Genomic DNA, 18,555 nt, shown 5'->3' with positions numbered 1-18,555 from the left:
CTAGATTATTTTCTTTAAGCTTTTCAACAGATTTATGTAACAATTGTCTATATTTTTTCAAACAACACGCACAATTCTCTTCCCTCGACAATCTCTATTAAACCCTTTTAAAGGGAAATGATTAAAAAGTTATACAATACTTTGTTATCAATATGATGATTACAATAGTTTATTATTATTAGCTTATAATAAAACCTTATAATTAACTGTGTATTCCGTTATATACAAATTGTTGACAACCTATTAATTGTTTAACTAATATAACAATTAATCCGTTAGACAATTTTATATTGGCTACTTTTATAGAATGAAAACTTCAAGTACTCAAAGGGGATGTAATGTATGGATGCACTTACAAAATGGGTCGGAAACGTTTCAGATTTTTTATGGGGAATGCCAATTATTATACTTTTAATTGGTGGAGGATTATTTCTGACAATCCAATTAGGGTTTTTCCAATTCAGGTACATGCCTCACATTCTTCATCAGACATTTGGAAAGATGTTGTCAAAAGGCTCTGGTGATGGGACATTAACACCTTTTCAAGCGACGACTTCCGCACTAGCATCTACAATGGGAGCAGCCAACATTGTGGGTGTTCCTGTCGCAATAGCACTTGGCGGTCCAGGGGCAATTTTTTGGATGTGGCTGGTTGCACTTATCGGGATTGGAACGAAGTATTCTGAAGTTGTACTAGGGATTAAATATCGGGAAAAAAATACAGCAGGAGAATACGTTGGGGGACCGATGTATTATATTAAAAAAGGGCTGGGCTGGAAAAAAGTTGCGTATGTATTTGCATTTGCACTTATGATTGAAATTATCGCCAGTACAATGGTCCAATCTAATTCGATCGCAACGACGATCGAGGGTTCGTTTGGGCTGCCTCCTTTAGTGACTGGCATTCTCGTAGCGGTACTCGTTGCATTGGTCGCTTTTGGTGGAATAAAAACGATTGGTCGAGTGACTGAGAAACTGATTCCTTCAATGGTCGTAGTGTATATTGTCTCCGCACTTATTGTAATCGCGTTTAACTTTACAGAAATTCCTGCTGCTTTTGGACTGATCTTTGAATATGCGTTCCAACCTTTATCCGCCGCTGGGGGATTTGCAGGAGCGGGAGTAGCCGCTGCCATTCGATGGGGGCTGGCACGCGGACTCTATTCAAACGAAGCAGGAATTGGTACTGCTCCGATTGCCCATGCAGCTGCAGTGAACAACCACCCCGCCAAACAAGGATTTTGGGGAGTATTTGAAGTTATCGTCGACACTCTCATTGTCTGTACTATGACTGCTCTTGTAATTTTAACAACAGGTGTATGGAAAGTAATCGATGCAGACAATGCATCCTCTATGGTGACAGAAGCATATAGCACAGTATTTGGCTCGACTGTTTCAGGTATTATTATTTCGATTGTCTTATTCTTATTTGTCATTACCACAGTCGTCGTAATTATCTATTATGGTGAAAAACAAGCAGAATTTTTATTTGGCACAGGCGCATCCAAAGTTATGCGCATGGTCTACCTACTGGCAATTGTAGTGGGTGCTGTGGGCGGATTGAAATTCGTTTGGGAGTTCCTCGATCTGCTGTTAGCAATCGTTGTTATTCCTAACGTAATTGCTGTTCTTTTCTTAAGTGGCAAAGTTCGAGAAGTGACAAAAGATTACTTTACAAACTTTTATCCATTAGAACGAAAGAAATAAAAACAACTAACAATTCCTCCAGTGTGGGTAAGCTGGAGGTTTTTTATATGTAGATTAGGATATATGAATAAAGAACCACTAATTTAAAAAGCAGATGTACTTAATGCGATAGAAACGAGGGAACCGAGCCAATGATTCAATTTGAAAACGTGACCAAGTCTTATGATGGGAAAACAAACGTTGTGGAGGATGTGAATTTTAAGATTGAACGAGGCGAATTTTTTGTCCTCATTGGACCAAGCGGATGTGGGAAAACGACCACGTTAAAGATGATTAATCGATTGATTCCCTTGTCAGACGGGACAATACGCATCCAAGATAAGAAGATTAGCGAGTACTCCATTCATGAATTGCGCTGGCAAATTGGGTATGTCCTTCAACAAATCGCTTTGTTCCCGCATATGACGATTGAAGAAAACATCTCAATCGTACCTGAGCTAAAACATTGGAAAAAAGAGCGCACACGCGAACGTGTAACCGAATTGCTTCATATGGCTGGTCTCGATCCTGAAACCTATAGAGGCAGAAAGCCCAGTGAATTGTCCGGCGGTCAGCAGCAAAGAGTCGGTGTAGTAAGAGCTCTTGCGGCCGATCCAGATATTGTGCTGATGGATGAACCGTTCAGCGCATTGGATCCAATAAGCCGATCGAAGTTACAGGAAGACTTATTACATTTACAAAAGACGATTCAAAAAACAATTGTGTTTGTTACACACGATATTCAAGAAGCGATAAAGCTTGGCGACAGGATTTGTATTATGAAGGATGGAAAAGTTGAGCAGCTTGGCACGCCTGAGGAAATAACCGCTGCTCCAGCCACGCCATTTGTCCAACAGTTCATCGGCACCAACGGCCCACAGCCCTTCGTTGTCAAAGATCATATGGAATCGACACACACGCCTTTTCGTCAAGACATCCCCACACTCGCAATAGACGCGGGGTGGAGTGCTGTACTGGATGCGTTACTCCTATCCGATATCGTCGCAATCCAAGAAAATGGGGAAATCGTTGGTACATTAACTCGTGAAACTGTGCTCACCTTCTTAGCTGCACATGAGAAAGAAAGGACGGCTGCAGGATGAGTCACTTTTTTGATGTTTTTCAAGATCGTAAAAGCGAGCTAGCAAGTGCGTTATTAGAACATATTCAAATCTCTTTAATCGCTTTAGTATTTGCAGTCCTCATTTCTATTCCTCTTGGAATTTACTTGACGAATAAGCAAAGAATTGCTGAAAGCGTCATCGGAGCGAGTGCAGTTTTACAGACGATCCCTTCACTTGCATTGCTTGGCCTGCTTATTCCACTCCTTGGAATTGGAAAAGTACCTGCCATTATCGCACTCGTAGCGTATGCGCTGCTTCCAATTTTACGTAATACGTATACTGGCATTAAAGAAGTGGATCCTTCTTTAAAAGAAGCAGCAACTGCAATGGGTATGACCACCTGGAAGCGGCTGACTAAAGTCGAATTGCCACTCGCAATGCCTGTCATTATGGCTGGAATTCGTACATCAATGGTGTTAATCGTAGGTACAGCAACACTTGCAGCACTCATTGGCGCAGGTGGGCTGGGTGACCTGATATTACTAGGTATTGATCGTAATAATCCTTCACTCATTGTACTTGGTGCAATTCCTGCAGCACTTCTAGCGCTTGCATTCGACTTTTTGTTGAAGAAGTTTGAAGGTCTTTCATTTAAAAAAGCAGCGACAGCTCTCATTATCTTTTTCATTGTTGCGTTGCTGGTGATTATATTCCCTTTCCTTTCGGGCCGCTCGAATAAACAATTTGTCATCGGCGCAAAACTAGGGGCAGAACCAGAAATTCTCATTAATATGTATAAGTTACTAATTGAAGACGAAACCGACTTAACGGTTGAACTAAAACCTGGTCTTGGGAAAACATCATTCGTTTTCAACGCATTGAAATCAGGAAGCATTGACATGTACCCAGAGTTTACTGGTACAGCACTTTCTGAGTTTCTAAAAGAAGAGGCCGTCAGCAATGATCGAAAGGAAGTATATGAACAAGCCCGCGATGGCCTATCAGAACAATTCGATATGACGTTACTGCCTCCGATGTCATATAATAATACGTATACATTGGCAATTTCAAAGCAGTTTGCAGAACAGACGGGTGTGAAAACAATTTCAGATTTAGGCTCTGTTGAAGCAAATGTAAAAGCCGGTTTCACTCTAGAGTTCAATGACAGAGAAGATGGCTACAAAGGAATTCAAAAGCTATATAAGTTAGACTTCCCTTCTGTTAAAACAATGGAGCCTAAATTGAGATATCAAGCAATTGAAACAGGCGACATTAACTTAATGGATGCGTATTCGACGGACAGCGAGTTGAAAGAGTACGATATGACAGTACTTGAAGATGATCAGGAACTTTTCCCGCCATACCAAGGTGCTCCTCTGCTGCTGAAAAAAACGCTAAAGAACTATCCAGAACTAGAAGACGTGTTGAATAAGTTATCTGATAAAGTCACGGACGATGAAATGCGGGATATGAATTTCCGTGTCAATTCGGATGGTGAAAACGCAGAAGACGTGGCACGAGAGTTTTTAGAGAATGCGGGACTATTGAAGTGAATTAAAATAGGGACTGCTGTGGCAGTCCCTTTTTCTATGGGATGGATTCCCCGTTAATTTTCATCCGTTTTAGTCTGCTCCAGCTTATCTAGCCGGACATTTTGTTTATCAATCGTCTTTTGTAGTTTAGCAGTTTTCTTTCGTTCTACCTCTAGTTTTTTCTTTGACTTGTTTTCATATCCTCTCAATGCCTTTAGTGCAGCCGACAAGGAAAATATAATAACAATGAAGGGCAAAAGCATCTTTAATACGATAATAATCCCTGATCCTAACATAGTATTCCTTCTTTCACTTTCTTTTTAAATTATTACTCACTCATCATAACATTCCTACTTCCCCTATAGTACCGCCTGCTCATTTGATGCCTCTTATGATGGTTCCTATCGGTCAACTTCATAATAAGACAAAATTTATAACCTATTTGGATAAAAGCTTTCCCGAATATGATGACTCATGGAAATTTAATAAATATGTTAACTAATTTTTGTACAACTGGGACACCTTTGCGATTCATTCGGTTTATACGGTATACTGTCATTTAATTAGATTTTAAGCCGGTAAAGGAATGATTTTCAATGAAAAAAGAAATTGCTTCCATTTATTATGTGCGGTTTTTTGCAATGTTGTTCGTGGTTCTCGTGCATACAACAGCTCAATACCGGCACTTGTTCCCTGCTCCTTCCATTCAGAATACATTCTACTTTTTTCTGAATAATATTGTACGGGTTGAGGGCGGCATGTTTGTCATGATCATGGGTATTGTATTTTTTTATATGTATCGAGACCGTCCTTTTACAAAAGACGTTCTTCTTTCGTATTGGAAAAAACGTGTTACCTATATTTTAATCCCGTATGTTGTCTGGTCTTTAATATATGAAGTTGAAATGTGGCACTACCAGGATCGGCCGCTTGTTTTGTCGGATATCCTTCACAGAATGTTATTTGGGGAAAGTAAGTATCAACTCTATTTCATATTTATCGTCGTACAGTTCTATTTAGTATTCCCCTTACTAATGATGCTGGTGAGGAAGTTTACTTTTTTCCGGAAATACTTGTGGCTATTCGGGATTCTTGCCGAATTTGGATATTTCCAATTTACGATGCATACCCACTACGTCAAAGTACCTTTGATGCTCAGCTTTATAGGCTCGTATATGCTGGGTGCATGGATTGGGGTTCACTACGAGACTGTCAAAGAGAAAATGTCAAAAAAGAAGATGCTGCTCGCCGGGGTGACCAGTCTGCTATTCGGACTGACGTATGTCTTCATTCGATACCGTAATACATACTTCGATCGATTGCCAATTGATGATGACTTTTATAAAATGACATCGATTTTGTTCAAAGTGATTGGTAGCTTGTTCTTCTTCTACTTTGCAGAATATCTAGTGAAGTGGTCTAGTCAAAAGTCCGTTCATCGCATGCGCAGCATTGCGTACTATTCGTTCGGTTTTTACTTAATGCACCCACTCGTTCTATTCCAAGTGATGAAGTATTTACCGACACGCGGAACTCCGATGTCCTTTCACATCACTATACTTTTACAATACGTCATTACAGTCATTCTGTGTTATCTCATTATCTGGTTTTTCCATCGTTTCGTACCTTTTGCGAGCTTTATTTTTGGAAAGTTACCGAAGAACGCAAAACTGTTCTGGCAAATTAAAGAGTAGCGTATGTACGATCATTCATAGGCACATGGCCCACAAATTGGATACTTGTGGTTTTGAATTACCTGTGAAGAGTACATCTTCTCAGGTTTTTTTTATTCATATTCAAGTCCTCAGTTTTCTTTTTACACGGAATTGATTATCATAAACAATGGAGGCGATATAAATGAAAAAAATATTCATTTTACTACTAGCGGGTTTAACGCTTGCGGCGTGCAGTGATGCAAGTAAATCTGAAAACACTTCAGATTCCGATAAAAGTTCATCAGTATCTGAATCGGCAAAATCCGACTCAGCTAACGACCAAGTTTCCCTAGAAGAAGGCTTAAAAGAAGATTCTGCTGAAGTCGATTATGAAGCTATCGCAACTGGGGATGTTCCTGCCAATAAGAAAGTAAAGTTCACTGGCACTGTGTTTGCCATAGAAGAGGGGCAGTACGGACTGAAGAGCGATGTGAAGGATTCAGATGAAGAAGTTCTATGGGTGGACGACCTTCGTTTAGGTGAACGCACAGAAATTCCAGAAGGCACTTTGGTGACTGTATATGGAAGCTATACCGATATGGACGAACAAAACATCCCTATCATGAAAGCTGTGTTTATAGACATCAAAAAATAAGACTTAAGCTTAGTTTTCAGATCAGCACCATTCTATATTTACAATTGTTAACTTGATGACAAACCTTTTCATAATACTTTCAAGTTAGGGCACACTAATGATAGCGATTATTAAACTATAGTTAGGAGCCGTTAGTATGACAATGAAAAGTAATACATCAGGTCAGAGCTACAAGGAACAACAGATTAAACAGCAACAACAGCAACTAAAGGAAAACCAAACGCAAACGGAACAAAAATTTGATGTCAAAAAGAAGCAAGCCATGCAGGCGATGCATCAAGCTGTGCAGCTTATTCAGCAAATGACAGTCATGGATGATTTGGCAAACTTGAAACAAGCCCAACAGCAGCTACAACAAGCCATCCAACAAATTAATTACATGCAAGGCATCGCGATTACTCAATCCACCACAGCCGAACAGCAGCAATTGGAGCAAGTCCAACAACAAATTGAGCAAGCTGCACAAACGCTTCAACTTATCCAATCTTTAAATGGCGATAATAACAGTTTCAAAAAGGGGTAACGAAAACGTCCATGACATTCTCTGTCATGGACGTTTATTCATTTGCCCTTTAGTGTGATTTCAACAACGAATGCACTGCATCACGTATTTCTTGGTACCCTGTACACCTGCAAATATTAGATTGAAGCCATTCCTGTATAAGTGAATCATCGGCGTCCGGATGGGTATTAACAAGAGCATGACAGTTCACGATAAACCCAGGGGTACAAAATCCACATTGAATCGCCCAGTGATCTACAAAGGCTTTAGAAACTGGCGAATTCAGCAGACCCTCAATTGTTGTAATTGGCTGATTAAATGCCTCCACAGCTAATGACAAACAAGAAAGTTGTGGCTCTCCATTCACAAGTACAGTGCATGCGCCACAATCCCCATTTTCACAGGCACGCTTAGCACCTGTTAAACCAAGCTGCCCCCGCAGCGTTTCCAAAAGGGTATCGGCGGTCCGTGTAACGGCATCATGCGTTTCACCATTCACATGCAACTGAATCAGTTCTTTAGACGTTCCATTCTTAACATTCATTCCGCCATACCCAATTCCTCTGCAATGTCCAATAGAATATTCCTTAGCACAAAGATCCGATACCCTTTTGTCCCTTGTAAATCATCGATTATTTCTGAAGATAAATGTCCAATTACCTTTTCTACTCTTTCACTAATTGTAAGTTTTGAATCATTCAGTATCGTCTCCACTTCATGTGAACGGAATGGATAACTGCAAACTCCGCTGAAAGCAACACGAGTCTGATTGTCTTTTACGAGGGCAGCTACTGAAACGACTGGATACCCTACTTTTGAAAACTTTGTTCGTTTAATGTTTGCATAGGGCAAGTCAACAGCGGAGGCGTTAATGATAACCTGCAAGAGCATCTCTCCGGGACCCATTTTCAGTTCTTTATCGAAAATGGACTGAAGGGGAACTACCTCTTCTCCTTTCTTTTTTGCTAGTTTCACTTTCGCATCCACTAACAAAAGAGGTAAAACACCCTCCTTATAAATCAATTGACTATTGATGTTCCCTCCAATTGTAATTTTATTTCTAGAGGTCCGATCTGCAATTTGCTTAACAGTATCCCCCAATAAGGGGAATAGTTTTGAATCCGTAATCTTGTTTAATGAAACCGCAGCTCCTATCACTATTTCGTTCTCTTGTAACTCCAACACATTACATTCCTTAATTCCTTTAATATCAATAACCGCATCCGTGTACAGCTTATTTACACGGGCAAAAGTAATAATTTCCGTTCCTCCAGAAAAGATCATCGGCTTTTCCCCTTGTCTTTGTACCTCATTCCATGTTTCACACGTTTCTTCGGCGGTCGCGGGCTTAAAATATTTGAAGTCAAAAGCAATCATAACCCCGACTCCCCTTTCGCTTTCCAAATGAATTCTGGTGTTAATGGTAATTGGTTAAGTTCCGCATCCGCTGCGATTGAAAGGCTGTTCGCTAAGCAGGCGGGGGCACCAATAACTCCATATTCCCCAATTCCTCTAGCACCAAATGGTCCATCAACTGCTGGGGTTTCAATGAAGTCAACAAGGTATTGGTCTGGCTGTTCCCCGTAACGCAGCATTGGGTAAGTACGAAGATCCCCATTTTGAACGACACCATTTTCGTCAAAAACAAACTTTTCACTAGCTGCGTAGCTTAAGCCCATATACATACCGCCACGCATTTGTTGAGTTGCGGTCATCGGGTTGATAATAGTTCCACCATCAAGCACTGTAACACCTTTTAAAATTGAATACGTGAAATCCCGGGTATCCAATTCAACCTCTACAGCTTGTACCCCCACAGACCACCAAGGCCCTGGTTTTCCGAAGCCTGTCTCTTCGTCCATGGGTGTTAAATGCCGTTGAATATACTTTCCAACGCCCACCACTTGTCCTCCAATCGTATGGCCGCTCGGATAAGTATATCCTAACGAAATGTCTTTCATTTCCACCCCTTTTGTAGGATCCGGCTTCAAGAATACCCTGCCATCGCCAATATCCAAATCCTCTGTTGAACATTGCAATACGGTTGCCGACGTGTTCTTCAATTGTGCGATAGCATGATCCGCGGCGGAAATAACCGCACGTCCGGCCAAAAAGGTTGAACTGCTGGCCACTGTTCGCCATTGATGTGGATCATACTGTGTATTTGTTTCCATCGTCACATGGATTTTGTCCATTCCCATTCCTAACTTTTCCGCTAAGATTTGTCCTAGAATTGTTTTAGTCCCTTGCCCTAACTCTATCGCAGCACAATTCAAATTCACACTTCCATCTGCTTCAAATGTCAAAATGGCACCCGCTTCTGCATTCGTTGCCGTCGTAGAGGTTTTCCAGAACGTACTAATTCCTTTCGAACGTACCTTGTTTTTGCCACTCACCGTTTTTTGCCCTTCATCCCAATGGATGAGTTCTTTTGCACGGTTGATACACTTTTCTATGTCTCCTATATTGTTTGCAGTCAGTACCGTTTGAGTAGGTGTTGTGTGTCCAGGCTTAATGCCATTAATAATGCGAAGTTGAAGAGGGTCAATCTGCAACTGTTTAGCCAGTTGATCCATTGTTCTTTCCACAGCAAAGGTGAGTTCGGGGTGGCCATACCCTCTAAAAGAAGTAGCAAATGGATGATTTGTGTAGACGCAATAGGAATCGCACCATACATTCGGGATGTCATAGGGACCTGTACAATCTAACGCTGCTGCTCTTGTGATACCCGCCGCTTGATCCGTATACGCTCCCGAATCTAGTAGATACGTATATTTCCCGGCAACTAATTTACCCTCTTTCGTTGCCCCAAGCTGAACCGTTGCATCCAGGCCGATACGACAAGGTGATGTCGTCATATCTTCTTCCCGATCCATTTCAAGTTTCACTAACTTACCCCCGACTGATTTCGAAGCTAAGTAAGCTAAAGGTTCTAGCTGAACCGTCCCCTTGCCTCCAAACGCACCGCCAATCATCGGGATGTGAACTAAAACATTTCCTACTTCAACATTAAAAAATTGGTTGAGTACTTTTTTTATCGTAAAAGGAGATTGACTGCAGGAATGGACTATCACTTTCCCCTTGGGATTGATCTCCACTCTTGTACTTCTTGTCTCCAATGCCGCATGATCCGACAAGTTAAATGAATAGTCTGCAGTAATTGTTTCCTCGCAGTTTTCCCATGCATCTTCAAAGTTCCCTTTACGAATTTTAATATGACTGCCGATATTGGTTCCAGTTTTCGGATAGACGTTGCTGATAATTTTTGTATAACTTCCTGCATTCTCATGGACGAGTGGTGCATCAGTCTGGAATGCCTGCTGAACAGAATTCACAATGGGCAGCGGTTCGTATTCCACCTTCACTTTCGTTGTTGCTAACTTCGCCTGGTACTCATGATCTGCCACAATGATAGCAACCGGTTCGCCGTAATATCTTACTTTTTCAAATGCCAAAGGCGGTCGGTCGGCCAAAATCGGACCAATATGATAAGGGAAGACCTCTCCCGTCACTATGGCGCGAACTCCTGGTACTTTCCATGCTTCTGTCGTATCAATGGATTTAATACGGGCATGTGCTTGTGTACTTGTCACAAGTTTTGCATGCATCAGACCCGGCACTGAATAATCCCCTATATATCTAACTTTTCCCGTTGATTTTTCTACGGCGTCAATTCGCCCTTCTGGCTTTCCGACGGTTGTAAATACCTTATTTATCATTTACTAAAATCCTCCCCAAAATAGTTAATGCGATTCGATAATGAGTGACTCTGCATCAATTTCATGAGCAGCCACCTCCATCATCTTTTCCAGTGTCACCCCAATCGTCTGTAATTCCTTATAACCTTTTACAATGAAAACCGGAGCATCCCCACTTTGTATTTCTTCTGAATTCATGGACTACCACACCCCACACAGATCCTTTTTGTATAGTTCATATCCTTTCCATAACAACGCAACTATATAAGATGATTAAAAAAATAAATATACGAATAGAACGGTATTTCAAAGGCGATAGTAGATTGTAAGAAATGAGGTGGCGATATGCATTCTATTCAACAAATGATTGAAGCCGTTCTACGTGATCCTCAGGCAATGGTCCTTGCAATGATTGTGAATGTGGAAGGATCTTCGTATCGGAAGGAAGGCGCATGGATGCTCATGCAAGAAAACGGGAATCGTATTGGAATAGTGAGCGGCGGATGCTTGGAAAATGATTTGTCGAACCGTTCCAGCCAATTATTTCATACTGGAAAAGCTGAACTGGTAGACTATGATCTCAGTTCAGAAGACGATCTGGGCTGGGGACGCGGTGTAGGATGCAATGGTGTTGTAACAGTGTTAGTGCGCGATATCGATGAGAACTTCAGACAATTCCTTGGCCTAATCCATAAACAGTTATTAAAAAAAGAACCTGTGCATTTTCTTCAATCCATGACTGATTTCAATGACTATACTTACATGGATCGAGAAGTTTCAACACAAATGGGAATACCATTAAACAGTGATATAGAGCACCCCTTTCAGACTAAAGCCGGTCAATTTCAAATAGCGGATGAACTGTTCTACTCACAACTGATCTGGCCGCGGCCTGCCATCTACATATTAGGTGCAGGCGTTGATGCACGCCCTCTTGCAACACTGGCAAATCAGGTTGGATATGCTGTTCATTTGTTCGACTGGCGGGATGGGATTTGTAACAAGAACCATTTTCCAACCGCAGCATCCATCCAAATAGGAGATATTCAAAAACGAATTGCTGACGTGAATTTTAGTCCACTAGACTCCGTTGTTGTCATGACACATGATTTCCAAACTGATGCAGCAATTGTGAAGCACTTATATAACTTCAAGTTGTTGTACTTCGGCATATTAGGTTCTAAAAAAAGATCAATCCGTCTTCTTGACGGAGAAATACCAAAGGAGGTCTCCACACCTATCGGGCTATCGATCGGCGCAGATGGCCCTGAGGAAATTGCTATTAGCATCGTGGCTGAACTCATTGCGGTTAGGCAGGGGGAAAAGTCATGAAAATTGTTGGGGTATACCTTGCCGCTGGAAACAGCAGCCGAATGGGATCCCACAAATTAGCGTTGCCTGTTGGAACTAAAACGTTAGGAAGTCTAGCACTAGACACCGCTTTACAATCTTCACTTGAGGAAGTCTATGTAATTTCAAAAGTAAACGACAAGATGGATTGGATACCTGCTAGGCTGAAGAAGAACAAAAAATGTAAAATCATCAAATGCACCACATCCCAAGATGGCCAATCTGAATCCTTGCGCTGCGGGATTGAAGAAGCACAAGAAAATGATGCGGCGGGAGTAATGGTCTTGTTAGCAGACCAACCATTCATTACGACGCAAATGATTGCAGGATTAATCGACTGTATGAAAACTAATCCATCTGCAAAATTTGTCGCGACAACAATCGGACAAGCCATCACACCCCCTGTCCTTTTTTCGTCTTCTATGTATAGTGACCTTTTGGAATTACGCGGTGATAAAGGGGCACGTGCTATTTTACGTGGGAGTTTTCTTCAAAAGGGCAGGCTATTGCCTTGTACAGATAAGAGACTTGTATTTGATATCGACACAAAAGAAGATTATGAAGTCTTCAAGACAACATACTGATATAGAATTCGGTAGAAGCCCTTTTAGAAGTCCATTCTCCGTTTTCAACAGATTATTTCTCGCTTCCAACTTAAATCACTTGCTTTCTGGGTTTGGTTCCAATTGAAGAGATCCATCCGAATTAGTATTCTAAAAAAGTATTAAATGGAACTTTTCCCAAATGACTATCGAAGCAGCCAATTAAGAAAAAGTAAAAAAGTCAAGAGGTCTAACTTGCTTTTCCGATTATAATACTTAAAATAGGTTAGAAGAGACATATTTCACTGCTGTTTCAACGTTTCATAGTCTCTATCTAAACTCGGATTCGGTTCAAATTTAATCTGGAATCACTATATGTGAACTAGGTTTTTTCGCGTAAGACGAGTTTACTCATGAAACAGTCCTACTCCAAGCGGCTGCAAACTTTTGACTGCCCCATTCTAACAACAGCATCATCCATCCTACATGATGCATGCTAATAATACGTATCTTCCTTCGTCGTTTCGGAGAACCCCTTTTCTGTCAACATCCTGTTGAAATCACGACGCACAATTGAAACTTTTACTTACAACTAAATAAGCATTAACCTTACTGACGAAAAACGTAAGTTGTTTTACATTTTCATTCGAGTGGTATATTAACACTTTATTAACAATTACCAACCGTCTTATTATTCTCTGAATTCAGAGTCATTTGTTATTGAATAAAGCAGAAGGTATATTCACATTCTTGGAGTAGGAAACTTTATCTATAAGGAGGATGAAAGAATCCATGCAATTATTACCGCGCGAAATCGATAAACTTCTAATTGTCGTCGCTGCTGACGTGGCTAGACGCAGAAAAGAACGGGGGCTAAAGCTGAATCATCCGGAAGCTGTGGCTTATATTACCAACGAAATTATGGAGGGTGCTCGAGACGGGAAATCCGTCGCAGATTTGATGTCTTTTGGTGCGACAATTTTAACACGCGAAGATGTTATGGATGGAATCCCTGAAATGATTGATGACATTCAAGTCGAGGTCACGTTCCCCGACGGGACAAAACTTGTGACCGTACATGATCCGATTCGATAACACCCTTAGCTCTTCATCTAACAAACTCTATGAATGGAAAGGAACGATGAAAAGATGATTCCTGGAGAATATATTTTAAAAGACGAACCCATCATCTGTAACGCTGGAAGAGAAAGTATTCAAATCACCGTTCTTAATACAGGTGACAGACCCGTGCAAGTCGGCTCACACTTCCACTTTTACGAAGTCAATTCCGCATTGAAATTTGATCGGGAAAGAACTTATGGCAAACGGTTGAATGTTCCAGCTGGAGCTGCTGTCCGTTTTGAACCTGGCGATCAAAAAGAAATTGAACTTATTGATTATGCTGGTGAACGTAAAGTATATGGATTCAACAATAAAGTAGATGGTCCTTTAGAAAGTGAGGAATCTAAATGACATTTAAAATGTCCAGGGAACAATATGCACAAATGTATGGGCCAACCACAGGGGATTCCATACGGCTCGCAGATACAGATTTGTTCATAAGAATTGAAAAAGATTTCACAACATATGGAGAAGAAGTCGTTTTTGGCGGAGGCAAAGTCATTCGTGATGGCATGGGACAACATCCCCTCGTCACTCGTGGCGATGGTATCCCTGATGTGATTATTACGAGTGTCATTGTCCTCGACTACACAGGAATTTATAAAGCAGATGTCGCCATTCGTGATGGGAAAATCTCTGGCATAGGTAAGGCCGGTAACCCTTTGATTATGGACAATGTGGATATAGTAATTGGTACCTCTACAGAAGTAATCGCTGGCGAGGGGAAAATCCTTACTGCTGGTGGAATCGATACACATGTTCACTTTATTAATCCTGAACAAGTGAATGTTGCCCTGACTGCTGGTACTACAACACTTATTGGAGGCGGCGTTGGCCCAGGTGCTGGTTCACGCGCTACCACCGTAACACCTGGCCCCTATAACATGCACACGATGCTGCAAGCAGTGGAAGGACTCCCTATTAACGTCGGTCTGACCTCCAAAGGACATGCTGCAGCCGAAGAACCCCTGGCTGAACAAGTCCGTGCGGGTGCTATCGGTTTGAAGGTACACGAAGATTGGGGTGCGACGGCCTCTTCATTGGATTATTCCTTAACTGTTGCTGACAAATTTGATGTTCAAGTAGCCCTTCATGCAGATACGTTGAATGAAGGCGGCTTCATGGAAGATACAATGCGTGCTGTAAAAGATCGCGTAATTCACATGTATCATACAGAGGGAGCTGGTGGCGGCCATGCTCCAGACTTGATCAAATCTGCAGGAATGATGAATGTGCTCCCATCTTCCACAAATCCAACGATGCCTTACACTGTGAACACGATTGACGAACATCTCGATATGCTGATGGTTTGCCATCATTTGAACCCCTCCGTTCCAGAAGATATTGCCTTTGCAGATTCTCGTATCCGCAGTGAAACGATTGCTGCAGAAGATGTCTTACAAGACATGGGCGTCTTCAGTATGACTAGCTCAGATGCGCAAGCAATGGGAAGAATAGGTGAAGTAGGTCTACGCACTTGGCAGACCGCAGACAAAATGAAAAAACAACGTGGTATCATGAAAGGTGATTTCGACTTCTCTGATAACAATCGTGTAAAAAGATATATCGCTAAGTTCACCATCAACCCTGCTATTACGCATGGTATTTCTGAGTATGTCGGATCGATTGAAGTAGGTAAAATGGCTGACTTAGTTTTATGGGACCCTAAGTTTTTCGGGGCAAAACCAGAAATGATTTTAAAAAACGGTCTGACTGTCAACAGTTTGATGGGAGACGCCAATGCATCGATCCCAACTCCTCAACCAATGATCTATCGGCCTTCATATGCCTCACTTGGCAAAACATTGGCGAAAAGCTCGATGACCTTCATTTCACAAGCAGCCTATGACGACAAAATACATGAAAGACTCGGTTTGGAAAAAATGATCCGACCTGTACGCGGCATACGTGACCTAACCAAGAAAGACATGAAGTTGAATTCGGAAACACCTCACATCGAAGTGGATCCGCAGACATATGAAGTACGGATTAATGGTGAATTAATTACATGTGACCCGGTGGATAAAGTCCCTATGGGTCAACGATATTTCTTATTTTGAGGTGAAAAGTTGATGATTATTGAAAAAGTAGTGACCAATATAGACCAATTGTCACAGGAAGAATTAAAGAAGCGCCATAAAGAAAAAGTGTATCTGGAAAGCGATCACTTAGTAAAACGGATTTTTCGAATCACCACGGATCATGGACGTGAGATTGGCATCCGCCTAAAAGAACCCAAAGACTTGCTGGCTGGCGATGTACTCTATATGGATGAAGGAAATATGATTATCGTTGACGTTCTGTCCGATGATCTGATAATCATTCAACCACGCAGCATACATGAGATGGGTAAAATCGCACACCAACTAGGAAATCGTCACCTTCCCGCACAATTTGAAGGAGATGAAATGCTCGTTCAATACGACTATCTTGTAGAGGAATTATTAAAAGATTTGGCGATTCCTTATTTACGAGAAGAGAGAAAAGTAAAGCAGGCGTTCCGCCACATCGGACACAGTCACGATGAATAATCGAACGTTATCCCTATTCCAGCTCTGTGACTCGAACTTTCCTACGGGAGCGTTCAGTCATTCATTCGGATTGGAAACCTATATTCAAGATGAACTCGTCCACAATGCCGAGACGTTTTCCGATTGGCTGCACGTGTACTTGGAAGAACAGCTCACTTACTCGGATGGCCTCGCCGCGAGACTTATTTACGATGCATTAGAATCAGGTGACTATAACAAGATATGGGAGCTGGACCGACTGCTTACAGTTCAGTGTCTCGCGAAAGAGACACGTGAAGGAACGCATCGCATCGGCGTACAAATGCTAAAAATGGCAAAAACACTTTATGAAGCCCCTATGTTAGGCGTATACCAAGAACAGATTAAAAACAACGGTGCATTCGGCCACCCGGTTATCGTCTTTACGATTGCAGGGCACTTTCTCAAAGTGGATCGTGATACAACAATTTTGTATTACATGTACACTTCAATCATCAATTTAGTACAGAATGCAGTGCGCGCAATTCCACTCGGGCAAACGGCTGGACAGCAGATTATCTATTCCCTTCAAAATCATCTGATTGAAACCGTTGAAAAGATAAACCGTTTGGACGAAGAAGACTTAGGTATCGTTTCCCCGGGCATCGAATTAGCACAGATGCAGCACGAACGTGTCCATGTACGTATTTTTTCATCTTAAAGCGACTATTTATTTGTAAAAAAATTGTTTACTAGTTGATTGTTTTCTAACTGAGGAGAAGTTATTTATTTTTAAAAAGGATGTGTTGAGTCATGGAACCTCTAAAAATTGGTGTAGGCGGACCAGTAGGTGCAGGTAAAACGATGCTAATCGAGAAGATAACTAGAAAGTTAAATGAAGACATTAGCATGGCCGTTATCACAAATGATATTTATACAAAAGAAGACGCAAAGTTTTTAGTACAGAACGGTATATTACCTGAAAACCGCATTATCGGTGTGGAAACAGGTGGCTGTCCACATACAGCAATTCGTGAAGATACTTCAATGAATGTATCTGCTATCGAAGAATTACAAGAAAGACACCCTGACGTGGAGCTTATTTTCGTTGAAAGCGGAGGGGATAATTTAGCAGCAACATTCAGTCCGGAATTAGTGGATTTCTCAATATATATCATTGATGTCGCCCAAGGCGAAAAAATCCCCCGCAAAGGTGGCCAAGGGATGATTAAATCGGACTTATTCGTTATCAACAAAACAGACTTAGCACCATTAGTCGGTGCAGACTTGAACGTGATGGCATCGGATACAAAGGTATTCCGAAAAGATAAGCCTTTTGTATTTACCAATCTTAAGACCGAAGACGGCCTTGACGAAGTCATCGATTGGATCAATCAGGAAGCACTCCTTAAAGGGCTAGAGAAAGATGTCTGATTGGACTGGTATTCTGGAGCTTGATGTCCAGAAGAACCAATACGGAAAAACTATAACTAAAAACGTGTTTTTTCAAGGGGCTTTCAAAGTGATGCGTCCTGTTTATCACAATGGTTCTAATCAGCCTTGTTATTATTTACTTAACCCCGGCGGTGGATATTTAGACGGCGATACGTATCGCATGCGTGTCACTGTTGGTGAACAGGCAATGGTTACGTTGACTACCCAATCGGCTACAAAAGTATATCGAACACCGACCAAACAGGCGTATCAGGAAGCCGAAATTTTTCTACAGGGAGACAGTCACCTTCAATATTTACCTGATCCCTTAATTGCGTACAAAGCGGCTAGCTATTATCAAAAGACTGTATTCCGTATGGAAAAAGGCGCATCTCTCTTATATACAGATATCCTAACGCCCGGGTGGTCACCCGATGGGGAAACTTTCAGTTATGATTCGATTCGATTGAAAACTGAAGTTTACTTGGAAAGCGAACTAATTGTCTTCGACCATATTCATTTGAATCCCGGTGAAAAACCGATGGATAGTCTTGGATTAATGGAAGGTTACACACACTTAGGTTCATTTTTAATTGTTGGGGAGCAGTCTGATGCCGAATTGGAAGAAAAGTTAGTTAAAGTGATTGATGAACAAAGCGGAGATTTCAAGGCAGGCATTTCTCAGTTATCTAAAGCTGGGCTGTCAATTCGGATAATGGCTAATACAACCCAATTAATTGAACGTATTTTTAAAGACTGCCACTGTTTAGTCAACAAAGAATGGTTCGGTACCGAGCCCCACCCTCTGCGAAAATACTAAAATAAT

20 protein-coding genes are annotated in these 18,555 nt (G+C 41.4%); 15 read left to right on the top strand and 5 right to left on the bottom strand.

Going from position 1 to position 18,555, the window contains the following annotated elements; translation table 11 throughout:
- Nucleotides 1–342 precede the first annotated feature (342 nt).
- The 3 genes from QT716_RS00190 to opuFB all read left to right on the top strand — a co-directional run bounded on the left by QT716_RS00190 (nucleotide 343) and on the right by opuFB (nucleotide 4,303).
- The gene (locus QT716_RS00190; RefSeq protein WP_317933649.1) at nucleotides 343–1,707 is read left to right on the top strand and encodes an alanine/glycine:cation symporter family protein; all 1,365 of its coding nucleotides are present in this window, start codon (nucleotides 343–345) and stop codon (nucleotides 1,705–1,707) included.
- 131 nt (nucleotides 1,708–1,838) lie between these two features.
- Nucleotides 1,839–2,789, top strand: coding sequence for an ABC transporter ATP-binding protein (locus QT716_RS00185; RefSeq protein WP_317933648.1), 951 nt, complete (start codon nucleotides 1,839–1,841; stop codon nucleotides 2,787–2,789).
- Entirely contained in the window at nucleotides 2,786–4,303 is a 1,518-nt protein-coding gene (gene opuFB, locus QT716_RS00180; protein ID WP_317933647.1) for an osmoprotectant update ABC transporter permease/substrate-binding subunit OpuFB, read from the top strand. Before QT716_RS00185 ends, opuFB begins: the two co-directional genes overlap by 4 nt.
- Before the next feature lie 53 nt (nucleotides 4,304–4,356).
- On the opposite strand, the gene QT716_RS00175 is transcribed toward opuFB, so the two are convergent.
- Complete coding sequence (locus tag QT716_RS00175) at nucleotides 4,357–4,578, bottom strand: hypothetical protein (protein ID WP_317933646.1); 222 nt, start codon at nucleotides 4,576–4,578, stop codon at nucleotides 4,357–4,359.
- Between the two features lie 300 nt (nucleotides 4,579–4,878).
- Between QT716_RS00175 and QT716_RS00170 the strand changes: the two genes are divergently transcribed.
- The 3 genes from QT716_RS00170 to QT716_RS00160 all read left to right on the top strand — a co-directional run bounded on the left by QT716_RS00170 (nucleotide 4,879) and on the right by QT716_RS00160 (nucleotide 7,115).
- Nucleotides 4,879–5,976, top strand: coding sequence for an acyltransferase (locus tag QT716_RS00170; protein WP_317933645.1), 1,098 nt, complete (start codon nucleotides 4,879–4,881; stop codon nucleotides 5,974–5,976).
- Between the two features lie 163 nt (nucleotides 5,977–6,139).
- Nucleotides 6,140–6,592, top strand: a complete 453-nt coding sequence (locus tag QT716_RS00165; protein WP_317933644.1) for a hypothetical protein — start codon at nucleotides 6,140–6,142, stop codon at nucleotides 6,590–6,592.
- A 136-nt stretch (nucleotides 6,593–6,728) separates the two neighbouring features.
- Complete coding sequence (locus QT716_RS00160; protein WP_317933643.1) at nucleotides 6,729–7,115, top strand: hypothetical protein; 387 nt, start codon at nucleotides 6,729–6,731, stop codon at nucleotides 7,113–7,115.
- Nucleotides 7,116–7,164: 49 nt separating this feature from the next.
- On the opposite strand, the gene QT716_RS00155 is transcribed toward QT716_RS00160, so the two are convergent.
- From QT716_RS00155 to QT716_RS00140, 4 genes are read right to left on the bottom strand one after another with little or no spacing between them, the layout of a single operon-like run.
- A complete protein-coding gene (locus tag QT716_RS00155) occupies nucleotides 7,165–7,638 on the bottom strand; it encodes a (2Fe-2S)-binding protein (RefSeq protein WP_317933642.1) in 474 nt (157 codons plus the stop codon).
- Entirely contained in the window at nucleotides 7,635–8,471 is an 837-nt protein-coding gene (locus tag QT716_RS00150; RefSeq protein ID WP_317933641.1) for an FAD binding domain-containing protein, read from the bottom strand. Before QT716_RS00150 ends, QT716_RS00155 begins: the two co-directional genes overlap by 4 nt.
- Entirely contained in the window at nucleotides 8,468–10,813 is a 2,346-nt protein-coding gene (locus QT716_RS00145; protein ID WP_317933640.1) for a xanthine dehydrogenase family protein molybdopterin-binding subunit, read from the bottom strand. The genes QT716_RS00150 and QT716_RS00145 overlap by 4 nt, the downstream gene beginning before the upstream one ends.
- A 24-nt stretch (nucleotides 10,814–10,837) precedes the next feature.
- Nucleotides 10,838–10,990, bottom strand: a complete 153-nt coding sequence (locus tag QT716_RS00140) for a capping complex subunit for YIEGIA (RefSeq protein WP_317933639.1) — start codon at nucleotides 10,988–10,990, stop codon at nucleotides 10,838–10,840.
- A 147-nt stretch (nucleotides 10,991–11,137) separates the two neighbouring features.
- Between QT716_RS00140 and QT716_RS00135 the strand changes: the two genes are divergently transcribed.
- The 9 genes from QT716_RS00135 (at nucleotide 11,138) to QT716_RS00095 (ending at nucleotide 18,549) form a co-directional block, all read left to right on the top strand.
- A complete protein-coding gene (locus QT716_RS00135; protein WP_317933637.1) occupies nucleotides 11,138–12,124 on the top strand; it encodes an XdhC family protein in 987 nt (328 codons plus the stop codon).
- Nucleotides 12,121–12,726 (top strand): nucleotidyltransferase family protein, encoded by a 606-nt coding sequence (locus QT716_RS00130; protein ID WP_317933635.1) that lies wholly within the window; start codon nucleotides 12,121–12,123, stop codon nucleotides 12,724–12,726. Before QT716_RS00135 ends, QT716_RS00130 begins: the two co-directional genes overlap by 4 nt.
- A gap of 750 nt (nucleotides 12,727–13,476) precedes the next feature.
- Nucleotides 13,477–13,779 (top strand): urease subunit gamma, encoded by a 303-nt coding sequence (locus QT716_RS00125; RefSeq protein WP_317934218.1) that lies wholly within the window; start codon nucleotides 13,477–13,479, stop codon nucleotides 13,777–13,779.
- A gap of 54 nt (nucleotides 13,780–13,833) precedes the next feature.
- The gene (locus QT716_RS00120) at nucleotides 13,834–14,157 is read left to right on the top strand and encodes an urease subunit beta (protein ID WP_317934217.1); all 324 of its coding nucleotides are present in this window, start codon (nucleotides 13,834–13,836) and stop codon (nucleotides 14,155–14,157) included.
- Nucleotides 14,154–15,866: an urease subunit alpha gene (ureC, locus tag QT716_RS00115; protein ID WP_317933634.1), complete on the top strand. Its 1,713-nt coding sequence runs from the start codon at nucleotides 14,154–14,156 to the stop codon at nucleotides 15,864–15,866. Before QT716_RS00120 ends, ureC begins: the two co-directional genes overlap by 4 nt.
- 12 nt (nucleotides 15,867–15,878) lie before the next feature.
- Entirely contained in the window at nucleotides 15,879–16,337 is a 459-nt protein-coding gene (gene ureE, locus QT716_RS00110) for an urease accessory protein UreE (protein ID WP_317933633.1), read from the top strand.
- Entirely contained in the window at nucleotides 16,330–17,016 is a 687-nt protein-coding gene (locus QT716_RS00105; RefSeq protein WP_317933632.1) for an urease accessory protein UreF, read from the top strand. The genes ureE and QT716_RS00105 overlap by 8 nt, the downstream gene beginning before the upstream one ends.
- A 92-nt stretch (nucleotides 17,017–17,108) precedes the next feature.
- A complete protein-coding gene (ureG, locus tag QT716_RS00100; protein WP_317933631.1) occupies nucleotides 17,109–17,729 on the top strand; it encodes an urease accessory protein UreG in 621 nt (206 codons plus the stop codon).
- Nucleotides 17,722–18,549 (top strand): urease accessory protein UreD, encoded by an 828-nt coding sequence (locus QT716_RS00095; RefSeq protein ID WP_317933630.1) that lies wholly within the window; start codon nucleotides 17,722–17,724, stop codon nucleotides 18,547–18,549. The genes ureG and QT716_RS00095 overlap by 8 nt, the downstream gene beginning before the upstream one ends.
- Nucleotides 18,550–18,555 lie beyond the last annotated feature (6 nt).

The organism is Sporosarcina aquimarina (assembly GCF_033253705.1).
GTDB classification, from domain to species: domain Bacteria; phylum Bacillota; class Bacilli; order Bacillales_A; family Planococcaceae; genus Sporosarcina; species Sporosarcina aquimarina.
The sequence above is the reverse complement of the archived record's forward strand: the minus strand, read 5'-3'. Positions and strand labels throughout refer to the sequence as shown.